Source organism: Pontibacter harenae, from assembly GCF_020907245.1.
Classification (GTDB): domain Bacteria; phylum Bacteroidota; class Bacteroidia; order Cytophagales; family Hymenobacteraceae; genus Pontibacter; species Pontibacter harenae.
In genome coordinates this window covers 18,920-42,523 of sequence record NZ_JAJJWH010000020.1, presented here as the reverse complement: position 1 = coordinate 42,523, position 23,604 = coordinate 18,920, and the positions used below count along the sequence as shown (strand labels likewise).

General features: G+C 42.7%; 20 protein-coding genes. 9 read left to right on the top strand and 11 right to left on the bottom strand.

The features are described from left to right. Positions 1-212 precede the first annotated feature (212 nt). The 3 genes from cysM to LN893_RS11905 all read left to right on the top strand — a co-directional run bounded on the left by cysM (position 213) and on the right by LN893_RS11905 (position 3,095). Entirely contained in the window at positions 213-1,091 is an 879-nt protein-coding gene (cysM, locus tag LN893_RS11915; RefSeq protein WP_229970313.1) for a cysteine synthase CysM, read from the top strand. Between the two features lie 232 nt (positions 1,092-1,323). Next, positions 1,324-2,178 carry a pirin family protein gene (locus LN893_RS11910; RefSeq protein ID WP_229970311.1) on the top strand — a complete coding sequence of 285 codons (855 nt, stop codon included), beginning with the start codon at positions 1,324-1,326 and terminating at the stop codon, positions 2,176-2,178. Positions 2,179-2,273: 95 nt separating this feature from the next. Further along, a complete protein-coding gene (locus LN893_RS11905) occupies positions 2,274-3,095 on the top strand; it encodes an SDR family oxidoreductase (protein WP_229970309.1) in 822 nt (273 codons plus the stop codon). 135 nt (positions 3,096-3,230) lie between these two features. Here LN893_RS11905 and LN893_RS11900 read toward each other — a convergent pair whose 3' ends face one another. The 8 genes from LN893_RS11900 to LN893_RS11865 form a co-directional block, all read right to left on the bottom strand. After that, positions 3,231-4,181: a pseudouridine synthase gene (locus LN893_RS11900; protein ID WP_229970307.1), complete on the bottom strand. Its 951-nt coding sequence runs from the start codon at positions 4,179-4,181 to the stop codon at positions 3,231-3,233. 251 nt (positions 4,182-4,432) lie between these two features. Beyond that, positions 4,433-4,888 carry an Hsp20/alpha crystallin family protein gene (locus tag LN893_RS11895; protein WP_229970305.1) on the bottom strand — a complete coding sequence of 152 codons (456 nt, stop codon included), beginning with the start codon at positions 4,886-4,888 and terminating at the stop codon, positions 4,433-4,435. Positions 4,889-5,058: 170 nt separating this feature from the next. After that, positions 5,059-5,424 carry a universal stress protein gene (locus tag LN893_RS11890; protein WP_229970303.1) on the bottom strand — a complete coding sequence of 122 codons (366 nt, stop codon included), beginning with the start codon at positions 5,422-5,424 and terminating at the stop codon, positions 5,059-5,061. Then, the gene (locus LN893_RS11885; protein WP_229970301.1) at positions 5,406-5,942 is read right to left on the bottom strand and encodes a universal stress protein; all 537 of its coding nucleotides are present in this window, start codon (positions 5,940-5,942) and stop codon (positions 5,406-5,408) included. The genes LN893_RS11890 and LN893_RS11885 overlap by 19 nt, the downstream gene beginning before the upstream one ends. A gap of 397 nt (positions 5,943-6,339) precedes the next feature. After that, positions 6,340-8,766, bottom strand: coding sequence for a zinc-dependent metalloprotease (locus LN893_RS11880; RefSeq protein ID WP_229970299.1), 2,427 nt, complete (start codon positions 8,764-8,766; stop codon positions 6,340-6,342). 223 nt (positions 8,767-8,989) lie between these two features. Beyond that, positions 8,990-10,816, bottom strand: coding sequence for a M2 family metallopeptidase (locus LN893_RS11875; RefSeq protein ID WP_229970297.1), 1,827 nt, complete (start codon positions 10,814-10,816; stop codon positions 8,990-8,992). 262 nt (positions 10,817-11,078) lie between these two features. Continuing rightward, positions 11,079-12,413, bottom strand: coding sequence for a DNA recombination protein RmuC (locus LN893_RS11870; protein ID WP_229970295.1), 1,335 nt, complete (start codon positions 12,411-12,413; stop codon positions 11,079-11,081). 243 nt (positions 12,414-12,656) lie between these two features. Continuing rightward, positions 12,657-13,775 (bottom strand): fatty acid desaturase family protein, encoded by a 1,119-nt coding sequence (locus LN893_RS11865; RefSeq protein WP_229970293.1) that lies wholly within the window; start codon positions 13,773-13,775, stop codon positions 12,657-12,659. 587 nt (positions 13,776-14,362) lie between these two features. Between LN893_RS11865 and LN893_RS11860 the strand changes: the two genes are divergently transcribed. The 6 genes from LN893_RS11860 to LN893_RS11835 all read left to right on the top strand — a co-directional run bounded on the left by LN893_RS11860 (position 14,363) and on the right by LN893_RS11835 (position 19,771). Further along, a complete protein-coding gene (locus LN893_RS11860) occupies positions 14,363-14,554 on the top strand; it encodes a cold-shock protein (RefSeq protein ID WP_229970291.1) in 192 nt (63 codons plus the stop codon). Positions 14,555-14,686: 132 nt separating this feature from the next. Next, positions 14,687-14,914, top strand: coding sequence for a hypothetical protein (locus LN893_RS11855; RefSeq protein ID WP_229970289.1), 228 nt, complete (start codon positions 14,687-14,689; stop codon positions 14,912-14,914). A 65-nt stretch (positions 14,915-14,979) separates the two neighbouring features. After that, positions 14,980-15,435, top strand: a complete 456-nt coding sequence (locus LN893_RS11850) for a cold-shock protein (RefSeq protein WP_229970287.1) — start codon at positions 14,980-14,982, stop codon at positions 15,433-15,435. A gap of 905 nt (positions 15,436-16,340) precedes the next feature. Beyond that, entirely contained in the window at positions 16,341-17,201 is an 861-nt protein-coding gene (gene proC, locus LN893_RS11845) for a pyrroline-5-carboxylate reductase (RefSeq protein ID WP_229970285.1), read from the top strand. 226 nt (positions 17,202-17,427) lie between these two features. Continuing rightward, complete coding sequence (gene proB, locus LN893_RS11840) at positions 17,428-18,519, top strand: glutamate 5-kinase (protein WP_229970283.1); 1,092 nt, start codon at positions 17,428-17,430, stop codon at positions 18,517-18,519. A gap of 4 nt (positions 18,520-18,523) precedes the next feature. Further along, positions 18,524-19,771, top strand: coding sequence for a glutamate-5-semialdehyde dehydrogenase (locus tag LN893_RS11835; RefSeq protein WP_229970281.1), 1,248 nt, complete (start codon positions 18,524-18,526; stop codon positions 19,769-19,771). A gap of 104 nt (positions 19,772-19,875) precedes the next feature. Here the strand turns inward: LN893_RS11835 and pgl are convergent, their stop codons facing one another. From pgl to gnd, 3 genes are all read right to left on the bottom strand, one after another. Continuing rightward, positions 19,876-20,604, bottom strand: coding sequence for a 6-phosphogluconolactonase (gene pgl / locus LN893_RS11830; RefSeq protein WP_229970279.1), 729 nt, complete (start codon positions 20,602-20,604; stop codon positions 19,876-19,878). A 7-nt stretch (positions 20,605-20,611) separates the two neighbouring features. Then, positions 20,612-22,120, bottom strand: a complete 1,509-nt coding sequence (gene zwf, locus LN893_RS11825; RefSeq protein WP_229970277.1) for a glucose-6-phosphate dehydrogenase — start codon at positions 22,118-22,120, stop codon at positions 20,612-20,614. 65 nt (positions 22,121-22,185) lie between these two features. Beyond that, positions 22,186-23,604, bottom strand: coding sequence for an NADP-dependent phosphogluconate dehydrogenase (gene gnd, locus LN893_RS11820; protein WP_229970274.1), 1,419 nt, complete (start codon positions 23,602-23,604; stop codon positions 22,186-22,188).

Here is a 23,604-nt window from a genome sequence, read left to right as displayed (position 1 = left end):
TTAGATAATTTTTCTGATACCCCACCTGGCTCATATTGGCAGGTGGGGTATTTGTTTCGCAAGGTTTTCTTGCTGCGCTTCCTTTCTGTAAAAAAAAATCTTTAGTGTAACTATAGGGAAAGGGGGTGTACTAATTTTAAGAGCCATTCAGAGTAGTTGGAAATAAGCCTTACCTTTGTACGATAAACCAGTATAGATACATTTATTCTGATATGGCATCCTTACTTGAATTTATTGGTAATACTCCGCTTGTGGAGTTAAGCAATATAAATACTAAACCTGGCGTAAAACTGCTGGCGAAACTGGAAGGTAATAACCCAGGTGGGAGTGTGAAAGACCGTGCTGCCTATGGGATGATTAAAGGAGCTCTGGACCGTGGAGAGCTTAAACTAGGTATGAAACTTATAGAGGCAACTAGCGGGAATACAGGTATAGCTCTGGCTATGATTGCTCGTTTGTTCGGGTTCGAGATTGAACTTGTGATGCCAGCCAATGCTACTCAAGAACGAGTTAAAACAATGGAGGCTTATGGCGCAAAGGTTATTCTTACGCCAGCCGAAGGCTCCATGGAAGCGGCTATAGACTATGTACAGGAGCAGGTTGGAAAAGGTGGATACCTGGTGCTGAATCAGTTCGCCAACCCTGATAACTACATGGCTCATTATGCTTCTACGGGTCCAGAAATCTGGAAGGATACGCAGGGAACTGTTACGCATTTTGTCTCATCAATGGGCACTACGGGTACTATTATGGGAGTGTCTCGTTACCTGAAAGAGCAAAATGATAATGTCCAGATTGTTGGCACTCAGCCTGTAGAAGGTTCTCAAATTCCTGGAATCAGACGTTGGCCACAAGAGTACCTTCCAAAGATTTTTGAGCGGGAGCGGGTAGATACTGTTATTGATGTATCGCAAGCCGAAGCTACTGCCATGACTCGCAGGTTAGCGCGTGAAGAGGGTGTGTTTGCTGGCATGAGCAGCGGGGGAGCCGTTTTTGCCGCCACTAAATTGATAGAATCTTTAGATGAGGGTGTTGTCGTATGTATTATATGCGACCGTGGCGACAGATACTTATCATCTGATCTTTTTTAGTAGATCCTCCCACATTCAGTTTTTGTATTCAAAGCCATTCTTATCAGATGCTTCTGGTAAGAATGGCTTTTTTATTAAAACAATATTTCTAGTGCTGTTGCTAAGTTCAAAGCTTAGAAAGTTGCTGTTCCTGGAGAGATTTTACCTCTTGTAACCAATCAGTTTTGATAGCGTTTGCTAATATTAATGTATATACATTATTTAGAGTTTACAACCTATAAATCTTTCTGCTGTGAGAAACATCAAAAAAATACATAAAGCCGCGTATGCACCTATGGATGATTTGGTTACCTATAGGGCTATGCCAACACACGAAGTAGAATATATAGATCCTTTTCTATTCCTGAATCATCACGGGCCTCAAACATACAAAGCGAATAACCGAGGGCTTCCATTTGGCCCGCACCCGCACCGCGGCTTCGAAACACTAACTTTTATTCTGGAGGGTGATATCATGCATCAGGATACTGGTGGAGGTCAGAGTGTGATAGAGGCAGGTGGTATACAGTGGATGACAGCTGGCAGTGGCCTTATTCATGCGGAGGTGTCATCTGGCAAATTTAAAAAAGAGGGAGGACCTTTAGAGGTGCTGCAGCTCTGGTTTAACCTGCCAGCGAAGCACAAAATGGTGAAGCCCAGCTACATTGGTTTGCAGAAAGAACAAATTCCTGTTATATCAGAAGATGAAGGCAAGGTAACAGTGAACCTGATTTCAGGAAGTTGGAAAGATCAGCAGGGGCCGATCCAATCCCTTAGCGACATACACATGACAAGTATAGAGCTTAAGGCTGGAGGTGCTTTTACCGCTACTGTTGCTGCAGAACGTAACATCTTCTTTTATGTGGTTCGCGGAAGAGTCAAAGTAAACGGAGAAAATGTTGAGAAACTGCACCTGGTGGAGTTCGGAAATGAAGGCGATGAAATAAAAGTAGAAGCTATAGAAGATGCCGTCATTCTTTTTGGACACGCTCTGCCTTACAACGAACCTGTTATTTCCCATGGTCCTTTTGTAATGAACACTGAAGAGGAAATAAGGGAAGCCTTTAGAGACTACCAATTAGGTAAAATGGGTGTTTGGGAAGGATGATTCATTTTTATTGCCTCGGCTTATAAGCTGAGGTGATTCATACTGTCTATTTTAAAACGCATACATCAATATTTTCTATCACCTAAATATAGCTAATGGAAGGATTAGAAAAGTTCTCTTTGAAGGAAAAAGTAATAGTAATAACAGGCGCTACTGGTGTTCTGGGTGCTGCATGGTCTTTGGCTGTTGCAAAAGCTGGCGCTAAAGTAGCTGTGTTGGGCAGAAATAAAGAACGTGCCGAAGAACGTGTGGCCGCTATAGAAGCAGCAGGAGGGGAGGCCATTGCTGTTTTGGCAGACGTGTTGAACGAGGCTGAAATGGAGGCTGCCAAAGAACAAGTGTTACGTGCCTGGGGTAGCATTGACGGAATAGTGAACGCCGCTGGCGGTAACCTGCCTGGTGCTACCATTCAACCTGACCAGGATATTTTTGACTTAAACATAGAGGACACTCGCAAAGCAGTTGATCTCAACTTGTTTGGTACAATTATACCTACTAAGGTATTTGGCAGAGAAATGGCGGAGAGAGGTAAAGGTGTCATTATCAATATTTCTTCCATTAGCGCTCAAAGGCCTCTGACCAGAGTTTTGGGCTACACAGTGGCTAAAACTGCGATAGAAGGATATACGAAATGGATGGCGGTTGAGCTAGGTTTGCGCTACGGAGGCAAAATAAGAGTAAATGCGCTGGCACCAGGTGTGTTTCTGACTGAGCAGAATCGTACGCTGCTTCTCAACCCCGATGGTAGCCCCACTGATAGAGCACAACGGTTCATCACGAATACGCCCTACCAGCGCTTAGGCGATCCAGAGGAATTGACAGGAACTTTGGTTTATCTGCTGAGCGATGCTTCTGCCTTTATGAATGGCGAGACAGTAATTGTGGATGGAGGCTTTAGCGCTTACAGTGGCGTATAGCTTGCAGAAATAGCCAGACATAGTAAACGTTGATGCACTTGCATAGCTTTTTATAAGCTGAAGGTGTCTCTAAACAAAAAGGGTAGCTGCATAATCATATTGCAGCTACCCTTTTTGCTTATCTGAATATAAAACTTAGCGCGTCTTTCTTGGTGTACCGCTTCTACCAGATGCCCCACGTGCAGGACCTTTAGTTGCTCCCCGATTCCCTTTGTTTGTTGGGTCGCCACTTCTAGAAGAGGTTCTCTTGCCAGTTGTTGCACTCGAAGATTGCCCTGGCTTTGCGGCTGCTCCCCTTGTTGGTCTTGAGGTATTGCTTCTGCCAGAGAAAGAAGGTTTGCCAGAGGTAGTGCCGTAAGCTGGTGCACGTGAAGCCACTTTAGAAGATAACACCTTTCTCAAATCAGCTACTTCTGGTTCTGTAAGCGTACGCCAATGGTTAATAGCAAGCTTGCCAAGCGAAATATTATGTACACGAGTACGCTTTAACTTCACAAGTTTATAGCCTAACGCCTCTACTAGCCTCTTAACGTGGTGGTTAGTCCCTGGCTCCAGCACAATTCGAAAGCGGGTAGGGGTTAACTTCGAAACTTGGTTTAACTTTTTCTCTTCTCCAAGTTCTGCTGTACCAGTGTCTCCTATCTTTTTCAGAAAGTCAGGCGTGATGATTTTATCAACAGTTACCACATATTCTTTTTCGTACTTATAGTCTCCCTTCGTCATGCGGTTTACTAGTTCACTGTCGTTGCTCAGGAAAATTAATCCTTCAGCATCTCTATCCATTAAACCGATTGGTTTTAAAGAAGCAGGGTGATTAAGTGCGGAGATAATATTGTTTCGGGCAGATGTGTCGGATGTTGTGGCAATACCAGCAGCTTTATTCATCACCAAAAATACTGGCGCTTCGTCCCTTGTGTTTAGCAGTTCGTCGTCGATGCGCACTTTATCTTTGGCCGTTACCATAGTGCCAGGCTGTGGAATTTTACCATTAACGGTTACCCTACCTTGCTCAAGCAACTCATCGGCTTCTCTACGAGAGCAAAAGCCTGCATCACTTATAAATTTATTTAATCTCTTTGGTTCCATGTTGTTTAGGCATTGAGCTAGTTGTACTACAGTGTACTGCTTTTTGCAATGCCAGTTTTTGAAAGGGCGAAATTACTGCAAAAGGTTTGGTTTACCTACTTCTTTTATAGATGCGAAACAAGGTGTGTTCTTTAATTTAAAAGTTAAGCTTTCTGATATGTGGGTATTGGTGAAATGGTTTACCATAAGTGCAAAAGCATCTTAAATGCTAGGCATAAATAAAAAAGGCGGTGAGAGCACCGCCTTTTAAATTATGATATTTCAATTTGTTTTGCTGGCTTCACTTTGGCCTCCTCTGTTTTAGGAACAGTAATATGAAGTATGCCATCGTGATACTTGGCAGAAATCTGCTCGCCCTGAACTAATCTCTCAGGCAAGGCAAATGAACGTGTGAAAGATTGGTAGCTGAACTCTTGGCGGGTATAGTTACCATGGCTATCCTGCTCTTTATGCTTATTCTCTTTTTCGGCGGAGATCACAAGCATGTTGTTGTCCAGCTCTACCTTAAAATCCTCTTTGCTCATGCCTGGAGCGGCAACTTCCAATTCAAAAGCATCACTTGTTTCTTTCACATTCACAGCAGGAACTGAACTTTGTTGTGTGTTATTTGTAAGAGGCCAACTAAACCAGTCCCTTAACATGCTATCGTCAAAGAATGAAGGAATGCTTGGAAACAAGCTTCGGTCATTTTTCATTAATGTACCCATTGTTGTACCCTCCCTTCGTTCTTTAAGTTAAACATTAAATGTTGTTCAGTTTTTACATTAACTTAAATCATCTAATAATCTATCAGCAAGCCTCTTGCCATTCTGGTTAGAAAGAAATTTTGACAGTTTTTAAACTTATTATGAGAAGCGTAACTGAAAAATTTTCAGTCTTAATCTGCCACAGCAGCTTCTTTTTTAGCTCTTTCTTTTTGATGTAAAATAGTAGACGGCAAAGCTAGCAGTGGCACCAACGGGTGCGTTGTTATCTTAGCTGTAATACTTAAATCGAGCAGCCTTGCAAAGAAGTTATGTTTTTGCGGGATCATTACCAGCAGGTCTGCCTGTTGTTCCTGCACAAAGTCTTGGATACCCGCGGCCACATCTTTGCGCAAGTCAAAAGAAAAGTCGTAATCTATGTCTTGGAAGTTTCTGTAGAAAACTTCTAAGGAGTTATGTGCATCAAACTGTTCTGCAGTTCGGTACAGATGCAGCACTTGTAGTTTTGCCTTGAAAATCTTTAAGAAATCTCGTAGCATGTGCAGATCCGCATTATCTGGTAATTTTGCAAGTCTGCAGCAAAAACCGCTGAACTGAAACTTCTGAATGGTACACCTTTCGGAACAGCTAAGATTGGAACCTGGCTTTCCTGCATAACAGAGATGGTGGTACTACCGAATAATGCCTGGCTCACGGCTTCACCTTCCTGCATTCCCATCACTACAAGGTCAGCTTTATACTTCTCTATCGCCTGTAAGATCAGTTCATAAATGCCTCCCATTTTGGCAACGCAGGTTATTTTTACATCACCTATATCAGCCTTAACAGCAAAGGCTTTTATGGCTTCATCGGCAAAGAGTTCCAGTTCTTTTTGTCTTCCTTCTTCAAGAGCCTGTATTACATTCATTACCTCATATGCCGCTGGGGGCGACATGATCGGGAAGAAGGCATGAAAAAGTTTGACATCCGCGCCAGCTATTTTAGCTATTTCGAGCGCGTAATGTAAAGCATTTTTAGAATTCTCGGAGTAGTCAACGGGTACTAAAATGGTTTTCATGGCTGCTAAATTTATGTAAGTGAAACATAGTAGTTTAGCAGGCTTATTCACCTCTGAACTACAGTATAAAAGTACAAGCCAACGCTTCAGAAAAATATGCGCTCCGTCAGTTAGAAAAATGATGTTTATAATTTTTTATGTGTAATAAAGAAGCTAGGCTCTAACATTAGATGACTTTCTTTATTCTTCTCATGAGCAGTGTAGCCACAGCTTACGAATCCACCTTGTCGAAGGAGGGAAGCTTCTCCTCTTAGGTGAAACAAAGTCTTATGGTAGTGCTTTTTATTGCAGAATGGGAGTATATGCACTCAGTTCTCTAAACAAGAATAGCCCCTGCCAAATCTTGTTTGGCAGGGGCTAAGCTGAACAGAAATTTTTTAGTGGTTTGACTTAATCATCAATCACAGCCTAAAACACTCCCGCTACCAATTGGAGAACCAGGAGGTAGATCTAGTGCTCGGGTAGGTTTGTATTCTTCAGGATTTTCTATTCTTTCCAACGCAAAACGGAGATGCGCGCGGTAGGCATTGTCTCGGGTGCGTTTGGCTTGGCTAGTGGCAAACTCTTTTATGTCTGCTATGGCGGCTTTGGAAATAGCACGGGCTTGGTAAGAAGCGCTCTCATTTTGCGCAAGGGCCAATAGGTGTGTTAGTACCACCTGTTCTGTTTGCAACTGTACCTGAGCTTCCAAGCCTTTTGCACGGCGGCTTTCCCAGGTTTTATCTATTAGCTGGCGCGTTACATCTTCCAAGCTAAGGCTGTTACTGCGTGCTCCAAGCTCAACTAAACGGGTTGCGCGCTGTGGATGTAGCAAGAAGGAAAGTGTAAAATCTGCTGATGCCTCGGCAGCTGCTAGTGGGTCGAAGGTAAGGCCAGTGCGTTTAGCAAAAAGCTCGCTACTGCGCACGTTTGGTGCTCGCGGTGGAATCAACTTGATGATGTTTTCAGGCAGAGTAAGTGTTTCTGGTGAAAGTGTTTGCAACAAAGCATCCAGTGCTTTTTGCTGTTCCCGCTTATCCAGCACTTCCGTTACGGTTTGGCCGTCTCCCCGAAGAGCATAAGTATAGTTAACTCCACCCACCAGCTTAGCAGCTGCCTCTGCCTGGTAACGATGAAAGTTGTAGATCGGCACTAACACATCTTCCAACGTGCTCATAGCAGCTCCTGGTTTTATATTGTTTTCAGAAAAATTCTTCAGGGCTTCTTTGCGTACTTTTAGTACACGTAGCAACTCGTCAGAAGCGTTTGTTCCATTGTCCCAAAGGTGGGCAACAGGATGTGCGCCACCTGGTGCACGGGCATCTTGGTCGGAGATAAAAAGCAGGTTGCGGCTTCTGCCGTTGGCTAATATGTCTTCTAGGGCTCTTTTCTCGTTAGTTCCCTGCGGGAAATCCTGGTAGCCATAAGTTACAGCTACTTTGTCCCATTCTCCAATGCCGCTGTCATAGGCTTTGCTCAAGTCTATCTTGCCAGCTCTATCTAACTTAACTTGTGGGTGTGGATAGTCCATTACAGAGGCATTGTTGTTAGCGGCATAGTTATGCATGATGCCTAAAGTATGCCCCAGTTCGTGTGCCGACAGTTGTCTGATCCGCGCCAGCGCCATGTCCATCATGGTTTTATTTGCAGGTTTACCCTCTTCGTAAGGTGCAAGCAAGCCTTCAGCAATCAGGTAGTCCTGGCGCACACGCAAAGATCCCAACGAGACGTGTCCTTTGATGATTTCTCCTGTACGAGGGTCGGTAACGGAAGCACCGTATGACCAGCCACGCGTGCTGCGGTGTACCCACTGAATAATGTTGTAGCGCACATCCATAGGGTCGGCGGTGTCGGGCAACACTTCTACACGAAAAGCATCTTTATAGCCAGCAGCTTCAAAAGCCTGGTTCCACCAACGCGCGCCGTCAAGCAAAGCAGAACGAATAGGTTCGGGAGCACCGTTATCTACATAGTACACGATAGGCTTTACGGCCTCAGAAACTTTTGCACCTGGGTTTTTCTTCTGTATGCGGTGGCGGGCTATGTAACGTTTCTCAATATTTTCGTCAACTGGGGTAGCATAATCATAGTAGGAGATACCGAAGAAGCCAGCCCGTGGATCGGCCTCTCGTGGTTTGTAGTTGTTATCGGGCAGCTCGATGAAAGAGTGGTGCTGGCGTAAAGTCAGGGCTCCTGCATCTGGTGCTACTTGTCTTACATAACGGCCTGCATCGTCGCCGCCAGTAAAGGTAAGGGTGCTTTCAAACTCTGTGTTTTTAGGGAAGTTTTTAGTGCGTGGCAAGTATACTGCCGAACGGCTGTTATCAAGACGGTAGCTGCCCTGGCGTGCTCTACGAATGCTACCCACCACATCATGGGCATCTCTTAACAAAAATTCAGAGGCATCTACAAGTACGCGACCACCTTCTTCAGCTTCTGCTTTAAAGCCCCAGATAATAGACTTCGCAAAAGACTCTTCAACAGCTCTTTTTTCATTCGGGTTATCGGTAATGGCGCGGTAGGAGAGGTTCGGCTGTACCAACATTACTTTTGGCCCGATCTTTTCAAAATACACGACACGCTCACCGCCTAATTTCCCGCGGTCCAGGCCGATATCGTTAGAGCCAAGGCCTGCTGGCAATGAGTTTACATACAGGAACTCCTGGTTCAGTTTGTCTACCTCCAGCCATATTTTGCCAGAAGCCTCATCATAGTAAAAAGGAAAATAGCCGCCGTAGCGCTTCATGTTTTCAGTTTTAGAAGAGATGCTTGGTAGCTTCTGGGCCAGAATAGTAGTGAGGGGAAAGAGGAGGAGTAAGAGGTTGATTAGTGTGGTTTTCTTCATGACATAAGGTGCTGCTAGATTAGTTATAGGTTAGTTTGAAATAGAAATATAAGCATTTATATGTTTAAGGCAATGTTAGCTATGTGTGGCTAGAGTCCTTTGTTACATTCTCATTCTTCCTGCTGCAAAACGTAGCGTAAATACTTTCTCCAGAAATCAAAACTAAAAAGCCGCAACGGTTACCCGCTGCGGCTTTCTGTACTTGCTGAACATTTATAATTACTTAAAGTGTATACTTTCTGCCTTTGTTTTGCTCTTTCAAGTACTCCATCAGCGGTTGGAAGTAGGCTACCATGGCACGGGCACTTAACTCTTCACCCGTTTTGTCTTTCAGCATCTGGCGCCAATCTGCGGAAGCACCTGGGTACATGATATCGCGTAGGAAGTTTCCTACCTCTTTGCTACCGTAATAATTGGTGGCGTGCGGGTCCTGCTTTAAGATGTTTTTAGCGATGTGGTCGTGTAGCTGGAATAATATGACATAAGACAGCGCGTAGTCGTAATATTGAGCAGCATCGTCATTAATGTGCGTTTTGGTAGTCGCATCTGTGTATTCCTCCCCACGCTCCGTTGGTGGCACCATTCCCTGGTACTTTTTGGCTAGCTCCCACCAGCGCTTGTTCAGCTGGTTGGCAGATAAGTTCTGAGCATAGAAATCATGTTCCCACTCGCTCATCACACCTGCTGCAAAAGGTATAAAAGTCACATAGCTTAGCGCTTCCTTCAGTAGTGTCTGCACCTCATCTGTCTGTGTGTTTTTGTCGATCAGATTTAGTTCAGCCAAAAATGGTTTCTGCATAGCCGCCAAGCCCATCAAGCTACCCATTGCTTCGTGGTAAGCTCTGTTCGCACCACCACGCAGCAGCACAGGTACGTCAGGGTTTGTATAGGTCATGTAGTAATAAATGTGGCCCAATTCGTGGTGCGTTATTTCATACCACTCGGCGTTTGGCTCCACACTCATCAGGCTGCGCACGTCTTTATCTAGATCCATGTGCCAGGCAGAGGCGTGGTTGTTCTTTTTATAGTTGGCATTGGCTGGCAAAGGGTATAAGCTCGATTTTTCGTAAAACGACTGTGGCAACTCCTGAAATCCGAGGCTTACATAAAATTGTTCGGCTTGTTTTACCAGCCATTCTTCGCCTTTAGGTTTTAATGCAGCATCTAAGTCTATACCTTCTACATTTACCATCGCACTCCAATCCTGGCCCCAACGGTTCGGTAGCCAGTGGGCAGGCAAGTAATCGGGTACCTGTACGCCATAAGTTTTGGCCAGTTCGTAGCGGGCATATGTGTGTAGTTCTCGGTACAGCGGACGAAGTTCCTCATTCAATTTCTCCATCAGTGCCATCATTTCCTCACGGGTCATGCCGTAATCGGAAGCCTGATAAGAGAAGTAATCGTCGTATCCGAGGCTTTGTACTGTTTGGTTGCGGAGGTCGCGTAAGTTCAGAATACCCTCGCGAAGGTTTTTACTCACTTCTTTGCTGGCTCTCCAAGCTTCCAGGCGCTTCTTCAGGTCTTTCTCATTTTTCAAGATGTTGTCGATGTCGTTTGTCGCAACTTCCTGTTGAAAGACTTTATAGTTAAAGCCGTAAAGCTTTTCTGTTTGTTCCGTTTCTGCTTTTATTCTCGCTTTTACTACATCAGGAATAACCTGAGGATTGTTGGCACCAGCGTAAAGAATGGCTTCAAACTGCTTTACCTGTAGGGGCGTCAGCTGGTCTTTTTTCTCCAGCATCGCCTTGGCATTTTCAATATTTTCAACGCTACCAGTAAAGGCGGCAAAAGCTTCGTTAGCCCTGCGAGTTGCAGCTGCATTGGTGGTATCGCCCTCTACAATTTTTGTATTAGATGCCCATTCGGCCTCAGCTGAAGCTGTGTACAGCTGCTGATATTTGTTTGAGTATTCATCTAAGAAAGCTTGTGCTTCTTGCTGCACAGAAGTCATTTCTACTGTTGCTTCAGTACCTGCTGTTTCTGTTTTCTGGCTAGAACAGGACGAAAGGAGTATGGCTGCTGTTAAGCCTGTATAGATTAGTTTTTTCATGCGGTTAGATATATTTCGACCTACTAAGATAATGTTCTTTAGTAGGAGGCGCAAATGTTATGTCTAAGACTATAGTTGTCCGTACAAAACCTCAGTACCCCTCTATTATAGATCTCATATTCCTTTTTTGATCATCGCTTGGTGTTGCATTAATCTACAAAATGCGCGCGATCAGCGGAGACTAAGCTATCATATCTTCAACAATTCTAGATCCGTGCGACTGACAATTTCAGATCATAATGTACTAACAGCCACTCTTCTGTTAAAACTCTTCCTTATGCTCCTCTTTTACCTGTGCCTCCTGCAGTAGGTTGTCATCAATTGTCTTGCTTGTCTTAGCGCCAAGCTCTTTCAGAATCTCTACGCGGCGAACCAGGTTTCCTTTTCCCTCCGTAAGCTTGTTCATTGCTGCATTGTAGGAGCTTTGGCTGTTTTCTAAGTGTTTGCCAATTGTTTTTAGGTCATCTACAAAGCCCACAAATTTGTCGTAAAGTTTGCCACTTTCTTCAGCTATTCGGATTACGTTGCGCTTCTGGTCTTCCTGGCGCCAAACACCTGCCACTGTGCGAAGCGTTGCCAATAGGGTAGAGGTGGTAACTAGCACAATATTTTTATCAAAAGCATCTGTAAAAATATCATGGTCGTGCTGCAGTGCCAGGTTAAAAGCAGGCTCTATAGGTATATACATCATCACAAAATCTGGGGAATTGATTCCAGTCAGGCGATGGTAGTTTTTACGACCAAGGTCGGTGAAGTGGGTGCGGATGGAGTTGATGTGGCTGCGTAAGTATACTTCCAGCTGATTGTCATCTTCGCAACTGCAATAGGCTTCGTAAGCCACCAACGAAAGCTTAGAGTCAATGATGAGATGCTTGTTATCGGGCAGGCGAATGATAACGTCGGGACGGTATACCTTGCTTTCATCGTTTTGTCGCACTTCCTCACGCTCATAATGTACGCCTTTGCGCAAACCCGATTTCTCTAGGAGGCTTTCTAGCAGGTATTCTCCCCAGTTTCCCTGTGTTTTACTTTCTCCCTTCAAAGCTTTAGTAAGGTTGAGTGCATCCTGGCTCATCTGCTGATTTAGCGAGGCTAGCTGCGTAATCTGCTCTTTAAGAGAAATACTTTCCTTCAGCGACTTCTCATAAGTCTGGTCGACCTTTGTTTCAAACTCTTTGATACGTTCTTTTAGAGGAGATAGAATACGCTCCAAATTCTCAGAAGAAGCCTTGTTGAAGTGCTCCGCGTTTGTCATGAGCACCTGGTTCGAAATGCTCTGGAACTGCTGCAAGAATTTCTCTCTTAGTTGCTCCAGTTCCTTTGCCTGCTCTTGCATGCGTTGCCTCAGGTGGTCATAGTCTGTCTCTACTTTTGTAAGCGCATTCGTTAACTCGAGCGTCTCCGTTTGGGCCTCGCGTAATTGCGCCTTCAGTTGATCGGTTTCAGTTGTTTTCAACTTCACCTGTCCTTCTAACACCCCCTGCGTTACTTGTGCCTGGTTCAGGTTCTGTTGTAAAGCGCTTTGCTTTCCCCTCTGTGCCAGAAAGGCCAACACTAATCCTCCTAAAAAAGCAGCTATTCCGATTAAGATTTCCATAGTGTAAAGGTACAGTTTTTTAGCATTTGCTAATATGTTTAGTTTATAATAAAGCCTACAAGAGGGGGGAGCTTCCTTCAACTAATGCTACACCTATTGAAAAACATGATCTCTGTAAAGCTAAATGTTCTCAAACAATAAAGCGGCTGCCTTAACTAAGGCAGCCGCTTTATTGTTGGTACTGTTAACAAATATTTATGTCGAGCTTATCTATGCAGCTTGAACAATAAAATTAAGTCCTGTTTATCTGCTGACTAAAACACTGGTCCTGCGCTGCGTCTCATAGGCTTCTTTACCTAGCTTTCTGAGTACACGGTAATGAGAAACTATGGCCGACCAGAAACTTTCACTTTCCATGTAGGGCAGGTTAAACTCTTTGGCAGTTTGTTTCACTATTTTCGAAATTTCAGGATAGTGTATGTGGCATACCTTTGGGAAAAGGTGATGCTCAATCTGCCTGTTTAGACCACCTAGAAGAAAACTGGCAACTGCACTTTTTGGCGCAAAATTGGCCGTTGTTCGCATTTGGTGATTTGCCCATGCCTCCTCCACATTGCCTTGTTCATTTGGAATTGGGAAATCTGTGCCCTCTACAACGTGCGCTAACTGAAAAACCAAACCCATTACAATGCCTTCGGCCATGTGAAGCACAAAGAACCCGACTACTGCCTGCCACCACGTTATATCCAAAGCCAAAATAGGTACTCCGATAAAAATAAAGTAATGCAAAACTTTGTAAAAGAACAGATTGAAATACTCTGATTTAGGGTGCTTAAGATTATGGTCTCCAATTTGTTTTTGGAAGAACTTAACATAGTCTTTACGTAGTACCCAAGATAACGAGGCTAACCCGTATAACCCAAAAGCATATAAGTGCTGGAAACGTTGTATGCCGTTCACCTTTTCATTTTCATCTAACCTTATTAATCCTGGAGCTACTTCTATGTCCTCGTCATGACCAGGTATATTCGTAAAAGTATGATGCACAATATTGTGCGAAATATTCCATAAGTAAGGATTGGCACCGATTAAATAAAATAGATAGCTAAGGCCTTTGTTGACTTTGCTGTTCTTCGAAAATGACCCATGAATAGCGTCATGGCAAATATTAAATCCAATAAAGGCTGCAAATGCCCCTAGTACGGCAGTCATACCAAGCATTGCCCAGCCACTAAACCATCCTGACAATATTAGTAGGTAAAGCGAAAAAAAGCTAATGAGGTAGAAGACGGTTTTGGTCCACATTAAGCTGTTAGCGTTTTTTGAAATTCCTTGTTCTTTAAAATAAGTGTCTACTCTTTTTCGGGTTGTGGCGAAGAATACTGATTGGTCTGTGTTTATGAATTTTAATTTTTGTGACATGAAGGATTGCAAACTGTGGGGAAATTGATTGTGATGTACTTCTTGATTTGGTTATTCAGAGCCTTGTATACTGCAGAAAGACGAATCAGAAAGGGAAATAATACTCCTACACTTAGTGCTGTAAAGGAGTTTTGTTTGTAAAGGTAACTAAAATTTAACGCTGTTTTAATAGTGAGTATTGCCATAACCATGCCAGTTCACGATTGAAAATGGACTAACACTCAAAATGAAAACATTTGTAAGCAATAGCTTTTATATATACAGTATTTCTGCGAAAAAAGGTGTGATAAACTTGAATAAGAAGAAAATTTGATCGCTATTATAGTACTTTTTGCTTTGAAAATTTTGTGCTCGGCACCCTATTACAAATGCTTTTGGTGCAAAACAGTTAGAAGATTACTTCCTAAGAAATAGTTTCAGAAGCTATCTTCTATAAGCATAATTCGAGTATATAATTATGCTTATAGAAGATAATCTGTCTATTATATCCGAATTTATGGTATTGTAAATTTTTTATTGTACATTGTAACAAATAATGAACGTATATGCCTCAGATAATGTAGTAGGTGTATAATAAACAAAACAACATGAATAAAGGAACAGTAAAATTCTTTAATGACCTGAAAGGGTTCGGGTTCATCAAAGAAACAAATTCAGATCAGGAGTATTTCGTACACGTATCTGGCTTGGTAAATGAAATCAGAGAAAATGACGAAGTTACTTTTGACCTACAAGAAGGAAGAAAAGGACTAAACGCGGTTAACGTTAAGCGTGCTTAGTTTTAACATATAAGTCATTGATAAAAAAGCCTTACCCCCGTAAGGCTTTTTTATTTATCACAGGAAAGAAAATTAGCTGTCTTTAATAAAAAGCCTGAGCAGGTTAAAAAAAGTTGCTCCCTAATATTTAATATGAACAGAAAATATATAGTTGATATAACAACCCGTGAGTACTTATGTGTAGCATTGCAAAAGGGTAGGGAATGGTCTCCAACTAATCAAGACTCTTTGCAGCAGTTTATGAATTCTCGCACGAACAAAAACTCAAACGACGAAGAATTAGTGTCTGGAGAGTTCAATGATAACACCTTCTTTGAGAAGTGGATACGTAACGGGACTAATTTCCTGTTTAGGTATTAACAAGGGTGCAAAAAACTTCGTTGATAAGAATTCAAGTTTAAATTTTTAGAAATCAAATACACAATATGGGTAGATCACAGGAAACTTTCAGTAAAAAAGAAAAAGAAAAGAAAAGAAGAAAGAAAAAAGAAGATAAGGAGCAGAAGAAGGAAGATCGTAAAGCCAACTCAAACAAAGGGAAAGGCATTGACGAGATGATGGCTTATATAGATGATGATGGAAACATTACCACTACTCCTCCAGATCCGAAGCGTAAAAAGGCTGTGAAGCAAGAGGACATACAGATTAGTATTCCGAAGCAAGAAGATATAGATCCTGCTGATCTTATCAGAAAGGGAACTATTACCCACTTCAATACTAGTAAGGGGTATGGCTTTATCAAAGACCACGTTTCGCAGGAAAGCATTTTCGTCCATCAAAATAGCATTGATGGTGCAGTGAAAGAGAATGATAAAGTTACTTTCGAGGTTGAGAAAGGCCTCAAAGGTCTCAATGCTGTTAATGTAAAGCTTGCAGAGTAAGCTTTAAAGCCACTAAATTCTACCTACTAAATGGATAATTGTAGAAGATAGAAAATAAAGATAAATCTTCTGCCATCTCGGGTTGAGGAGAATTGTTGTAGGGCAAGGCTTGTAGACTTAAAGCATACATAACATAGTTGATTTGTTTGCTATTAGCTTGATTGAGCCTTCAAATGCAGTAACAAGGCCTTTCAGTTAGATCTGAAAGGCTTTCTAATATATGACAGGTAAAAGCAAACTATAAGCTAAAGTCGTTTCTATATGTAGAAAGGGGGAGTGTAATAGTTTTGTCTGTTCCATCACTTATAAAGCAAAAGGCCAACCGTTACTGAACGGTTGGCCTTTTGCTTTATAGACCATCTTAATCCTCTAATTTTCTTCTGGTAAAATCATAACATAAAGTTAATGTATAGAATCCTATGAAATTGCAAATTACCGTTATCAGGATTCTATGCCCATTATTAGTGTTAGGACTCATCTTCTGCTTGTGCTAATTAAAAAAATATAAAAAAATAAAAATTTTAGTTTAACTACATCTAATGCCACCTTGAAATTTGTAGTGGTACAGCTAAATGGAAACATATATTTATCTTATACTAGTTACAAAAGAAGTAGCATAACTAGCAATTTTAAGTTTGCAATCAGCTGATTAATAGTTATTTGAATTTACATCGTTTCTTGCAAGGCAGCCATTGTTTTTTAAATTTATGCTTATAAAGTTAGCGCTGGAATAGAACAAATCTAAAGGTGTATTTTACTAAGGATTTTAGGCGAGTTGGAGGTGTGTCTGAAAGGTTGATGTTCCGATGGATTTTTATGGCAAGGGTATTTTTTGTACTTTTGCAGTCCTGAGTATCCGAAAACATACTTAATTTATACCTATCATTAATTTAAAAGACATTAGAATGCACATCGATAACGTAGCTATCCTGGGAACAGGTAATCTTGGAAATGCCATTGCAGAAGGACTACTAAGCAATGGGAAGTATAATCCAGAAAACATATATGTAACCAGGAGAAACACGAAATCTTTACAACATTTAAAAGACAAAGGACTGCATGTAACGAGCGACAATAGCTTTGCCGTAAAAAATAGCCTCTATGTCATACTTTGTGTGCAGCCTGCTCACCTGGAACATGTTCTAAATGAAATCAAACCTATTCTAAATCCAGAGCAGCATGTGTTGTTAAGCGTTATTGCAGGCGTTACCATCGATCATATATTTAAAATAGTAGGCGACTTTCCAATTGTAAGGTGCATGCCGAATACAGCTATTGCCGTGCAAGCATCCATGACTAGCCTTGCCTTTAACAAGAAAGCGGAAAGTGTTGAGGACAAGGTGCAGGACATTTTTAACTGCCTTGGCGATACACTTGTAATAGAGGAGGAGCACATGGCAGCCGCGACTGTACTTTGTTCTAGTGGTATAGCCTTCTGCATGCGTTTTATCAGAGCCGTTACTCAAGGCGGTATTCAATTAGGTTTGGATGCCGAAGATGCTCAAAAAATTGCAGTACAAATAAGCAAAGGAGCCTCTACTTTACTCGCCATCAACAAGTCTCACCCTGAGCAGGAAATTGATAAAGTAACTACGCCAGAAGGATGTACCATTACCGGCTTAAATGAAATGGAGCACCAAGGGTTAAGTTCAGCTGTAATCAAGGGGCTTGTAGGTTCTCACCAAAGAATAATCGACCTAAAAGAGCAGCGCGAAAAAGAGTCGAATAAAATTTCTTTTAGCGCATTGCAGGAGCTTCTGCAATAAAGCTTTCAAGGGTAAGGCCTTACCTTACCCGAAGTAGGCAATTTACTCCTGCTTCATACCTTCTTTTGCTCTGGTTCTTTACTGTGCTCATTTCTACAGCACAGTATCAGGGCGTCAACAAACTATCTTACCCTCTACAGCTTAGGGAGATTATATTCTTTATAGAGAGGCAGCAAACTTCTGTTTGTTGCCCTCTATTCATTTTGTTAAAACAGAATTAATATACATGGATTATCAGCCACAGCGTGTTGTCGTAAAAATAGGTTCCAACGTTTTAACCAAAGACGACGGCTCACCAGACAAAGAGCGAATGGCTAAGCTTGTAAAGCAGCTGGTTTTCCTGAAAGAGCAAGGCCTGCAGGTGGTGCTTGTATCATCAGGAGCAGTAGCCTTTGCCAGGAACCACATTAACTTTGATGAAAAAACGGAATCTGTTGTAAGAAAACAAATTCTTGCTTCTGTTGGCCAGATCGATATCATTTATGCCTACAAAGATCTTTTTCAGGCAGAGGGGCATCGGGTGGCACAGATTGTGGTTACGCCGCAGGACTTTCTTTCTCGCAGACACTTTCTTAACATAAAGGGTTGCCTTACGGGTTTGCTCAACCACGACATTATACCTATCATAAACGAGAATGATGCGGTAGCCGTGACAGAACTTATGTTCACAGACAACGATGAGTTGGCCAGCACGACTGCAGCTATGATAGATGCCGACACCTTGATTTTGCTTACCAATGTAGATGGTATTTATAAAGGGCATCCAAGTGATCCTGATTCTAAACTCATCGAGCATGTTGGGCGCAAGAGCAAAGGTATTGGCCGTTACATCTCTACAACTAAATCAGCTTTTGGTAGGGGAGGAATGGAAAGCAAAATGAAAATGGCCAAAAAAGCGGCTTATCTAGGTATCCATGTTTACATTGCGAACGGTAACCGTGACAATGTGCTAAACGACTTTTACAATAAGAATCTTAAAGCAACTTATTTCGAACCAGAGTCGTCTAAACCAGGTCTAAAAAAATGGGTTGCTTATAGCGATAACTATACCAAGGGAGAAGTTATTGTGAATGAAGGAGCTAAAGAAGCACTTTTGTCTTCTGAAGCAAACAGTTTGTTGCCCGTTGGCCTCGTAGCTGTATCTGGAGATTTCTCGAAAGGAGATATCATTCGGATAAAGGATGAGAACGGTGAGAAGATTGGAATTGGAAAAGCGGAATATGGTTCTAAAAAGGCTAACGAATACGTTGGCATGAACAACAAAAAACCAATTGTCCATTACAATTATTTATATTTATTTGAATATCATAGCGTCTAGAAATATGAGTCTGAAACAGGTTTTTAGTAATGTAAAACAGGCAAGCAGAAAACTGAGTTTGCTGCCAGAGGAAAAAGTAGTAAAAGTACTTACAGATTTGGCTGCAAGTGCCGAACAAGCTACTGACACTATACTGGCTGCAAACCAAAAAGACCTAGATCGTATGGACGTCACTGATCCAAAATACGACAGGTTAAAATTATCTGGTGAGCGCATAGCTGCCATAGCCAGCGATTTGCTAAACGTTGCAAATTTACCTTCTCCACTAGGACGGGTGCTGACGGAGCGGACACTAGAGAATGGGCTTGAAATGAAGAAAATCTCTGTTCCTCTTGGTGTGATTGGTATTATTTATGAGGCCCGCCCAAACGTAACGTTTGATGTGTTTAGCCTGTGCTTGCGCTCTGGCAATGCCTTGCTGCTAAAAGGAGGCAGTGATGCAAAAGATTCAAACGCTGCCATTGTTAGTTTAATACATGAGGTGCTGGAGCAAAACAGCGTCGATAAAAATATTGTGCAGTTGCTGCCGCCAGATCGGGAGGCAACGCACCAGTTACTGCAAGCGGTAGAGTATGTCGATATTATTATACCACGCGGTAGCCAAGGCCTGATCAACTACGTGCGTGAGAATTCTAAAGTGCCTGTAATTGAAACAGGAGCTGGTATTGTACATACTTATTTTGATGAATATGCTGACCTGGAAAAGGGAAGAGGCATTGTGGTGAATGCTAAAACTCGTCGTGTAAGTGTTTGTAATGCACTTGATTGTTTGGTTATACATAAAGATAGACTTTCAGACCTTCCAAAGATTGCCGAAGGGCTTGCGGAAAAAGAGGTAGAGATATTTGCAGATGCTCCGTCCTTTGCGGCCCTACAGAAGAACTATCCAAGTGAAAGACTTCATGAGGCAACAGTAGAACATTTTGGCACAGAGTTTTTGTCTCTTAAAATGGCTGTTAAGACAGTAGATAGTTTTGAGGAGGCGATTGATCATATAAACAAATACACGTCTCAGCATAGCGAAGCTATTGTTTCAGAAAATGAGGAGCATATAGAACAGTTTATGCGTGCCGTGGATGCCGCAGCCGTGTATGCCAACACTTCTACCGCCTTCACTGATGGTGCTCAGTTTGGGTTAGGAGCAGAAATTGGAATCAGTACACAGAAGCTTCATGCTCGAGGACCTATGGCTCTTGAGGAACTTACCAGCTATAAGTGGATTGTGAAAAGTAATGGATTGATAAGAGCTTAGTATAAGACACAATAGTAAACGAAAAGGCGACTATACCTATGTATAGTCGCCTTTTCGTTTACTATTAATTTTGTCGGCTAGGCAGAAGTTAATGAATCTTTACCTTATTTACTTCTGCTCAACTTAGAAGCAGCAGCCTCATCAACAAACCAAATAACTTCCCCGTTCTGTGGCTGAATTAGCTGTGAAGGAAATTTTTCAGGATTTCGTTCACCTTCCAGCACCTCAAATAAGGCAGGAGCCTTGTTGCTCCCGAATGTGAGAAAACAAATTGTTTTGGCTCTGTTGATCAACGGCGCAGTAAGCGTAATCCGATACATAGACTGCGGCTCGAGATAATAAGCCTTTACCCAACTATCTTTTTCCTGCAGTACTTCTGTGCCAGGGAACAAGGACGCTGTATGGCCGTCATCACCCATGCCTAAAAGTATTAGATCGAATTGAGGGGCCTGCTGACCAAAATGTTGCTGCAGTGTTCCTTCATATTGCTGGGCAAATGCTTCTGGTTCTGTGTCTGCCCACATGGGGTAAATCTGTGCTTTTGGCACAGGGACTTTACTCAAAAGAGTGTCCATGGCCATTTTAGCGTTGCTTTTATCATCTGTGAGCGGTACCCAGCGCTCGTCTCCCCAAAAAATATGCGTCTGTTGCCAGGGCACCTGCTCTTTGTATGGTGACTCAGCCAGCAAGTTGTACAGCTGTACGGGCGAGGAGCCTCCTGTTAATGCTACAGTAAAGCGGCCATGCTGCTGCACTGCTTCTTGAGCAGTTTTTACAAAAAGTTCTGCGGCTACTTTACTTATTTGCGCTTTATCTTCGAATATCTGTAACATCTTTAAATTAATGAGGTCGTGTAACTGTCCAGGTATGGCCTTCTCGGGCAATCAGAGCTTCTGCATTTTCTGGTCCCCACATACCCGCTGCATAGTTAGGAAACTCCAACGATGGGCGCGATTCCCAAGTTTCCAGAATTGGTGTAATTACTTCCCAAGCTACTTCCACCTGGTCCGAACGCATAAACAAAGTAGCATCACCTTGCATGGCATCTAACAGCAGGGTTTCATAAGCTTCTGGCGACTGTGCACCCTCGGCGCAACGGTTGAAGTCAAATACCATTTCCGCTGGAGTCAGGGCCATGTCTAAGCCTGTCTTCTTCGCCATAAAGCGCAAACGGATGTCCATCTGCGGCTGAATGTTGATGATAAGACGGTTTGGCAGAATGCTTTCTGACATGGAAGTAGGGAACGTTAAGTGCGGCACAGGGCGGAACTGAACTGTGATGGAAGAACTTTTCTCCTGCATACGCTTTCCAGTGCGGAGGTAAAACGGAACACCCTTCCAACGCCAATTATCTAATGAGAATTTAATGGCGGCGTATGTTTCTGTTCCTGATTTAGGATCTACACCTTGTTCTTCGCGGTAGCCTGGCACCTGTTGCCCTTTAAGCCAACCTGACCCATATTGCCCACGCACAGCATTCTTGGTTACTTCTTCGCGCGTGAAGCGTTTAATGGCTTGCAGCACATCTACCTTTCTGTTCCTGATTTCTTCGGCCTCAAAAGTTACAGGAGGTTCCATAGCAACCATGCACAGCAACTGCAGGAGGTGGTTTTGAATCATGTCGCGTAAGGCACCAGAACCTTCGTAGTAGCCTCCACGATCTTCTACACCTACTTCTTCAGCCACTGTTATCTGCACATATTCAATATAATTTCTGTTCCAGAGCGGCTCGAAAAGGGCATTTGCAAAACGAAAGGCCAGAATGTTTTGTACGGTCTCTTTGCCAAGGTAGTGGTCGATGCGATAAATTTGAGACTCCTGAAAAGTACGGGTTAAAAGTTGGTTTAGTTCTCTCGCCGTCTCTAGGTCATGTCCAAATGGTTTCTCTACCACAATTCTATCACGTTCTACATCACTGGCTATACCTACATTATTTAAATGTATGGTTACAGGTTCTATAAAATTGGGAGCTATGGATAGGTAGAACAATCGATTGGCCCTTGTTCCCCAAGCTTCTTCCAGGGCATGAATTTTTTCTGCTAATTCCTGGTAGGAAGCAGGGTCGTTTATATTAGAGCGGAGGTAAGAAATAGACTGTTCAAAATTTCCCCAAGATTCATCCGTAGGTTTACCGCTTCGAGAAAATTCTTCCACTCCGTCTCGTAAATGTTTTCGGTATTTAACATCATCTGTATCTGATCGTCCTAAACCTATGAATGCAAAAGGTTCAGGTAACCAACCATCAAGGAAAAGGTTGTAGAATGCGGGTACAAGTTTTCTTTTTGCTAAGTCTCCCGTTCCTCCGAAAATAATAGCAATAGTTGGAGCTGCTTTACTAGCTGATTTCATATTCAATTTGATAAAATGAAAGATAAAGGTTTGTCTTCTCTGAAAATGGCTGTTTTACTTAGCGCTTAATTCCAGATGGTATGGAAGATTCCTTCTTTATCAGTACGCTCGTACGTATGCGCCCCGAAATAATCGCGTTGCGCCTGAATTATATTTGTAGGTAAGGTTTCGGTACGATAGGCATCAAAATAAGCAAGTGCAGACATAAAAGCAGGCACTGCTATACCTTTATCTATAGCCACTTTCACTATTATTCTAATATCATCCTGGCGATCTAACAAATCTCCGCCTATTTTAGAATCCAGCAGAAGGTTCGGTAACGATGGATTCTGCTCATATGCTGAACGTATGTCTGTTAAGCAAGCCGCTCTTATAATACAGCCGCCGCGCCAGATTTTGGCTACATCCTGCAGTTGCAGTTCGTATTTATAAGTCTCTGATGCCACCTTTAGCTGTGCCATGCCTTGCGCATAAGTCGATATCATGGCGAAATAAAAAGCATTTCGCATTTTAGCAATAAACTCCTGATGGTCTGTACTGATAGCCTCTTGTAACCTATTATTAGGTAACAGGTTAGCAGCTTCTACACGTTCTTCTTTAAATTTAGAGATGTCTCGCATTAGCACCGCCATATCTATAGTAGGCACGGGTACTTGCAAATCCATTGCGTTTTGCGACGTCCATTTGCCAGTACCTTTAGAGCGGGCTCTGTCTGAGATGACATGTACTAATCGCTGGCCAGTTTCTTCGTCTTGCTTTTGAAGTATTTCACCAGTTATTTCAATTAGATAAGACTGTAGTTCTGTATCATTCCACGCCTGGAAGGTGGCTTGTAATTCATCATCGCTTAAGCCTGCGCCTCGTCTGAGCACATCATACGTTTCGGCAATTAGTTGCATAATGCCATATTCAATACCATTATGCACCATCTTAACAAAGTTGCCTGCAGAGCCATTGCCTAAGAAGGTAACACAGGGCTCTCCGTTAACCTTGGCTGCCACAGCTTCAAATACAGGACGAAGTCTCTCATACGCCTCTCTGTTGCCGCCTGGCATCATACTTGGGCCAAAACGGGCTCCTTGCTCTCCGCCTGATATACCCATTCCAAAAAAGTGAATTTCTTTTTCTTCGAGTTCTAGTACACGGCGTTCTGTATCTGGGAAATATGAGTTGCCCCCATCAATAACGATATCACCTGGCTCTAGCAGTGGCAATAAGCTTTTAATAACAGCATCTACTGGCGGGCCAGCTGGCACCAAAAGCATGATGGCTCTTGGCTTACGAAGCGACTGTATAAACTCTTCGGTGGACGTGGTGCCACGGACAGGCTTCCCTGGTCCAGCTTCTATTTCTACGGCAGCAGCTTTTGCACCATCTAAGTCAAGGCCGATAACTGAAAAGTCATTGTCAGCGATGTTGAGCATTAAGTTTCGGCCCATAACACCTAAGCCAACCATTCCAAATTCGTACTGTAAATCGTTCAT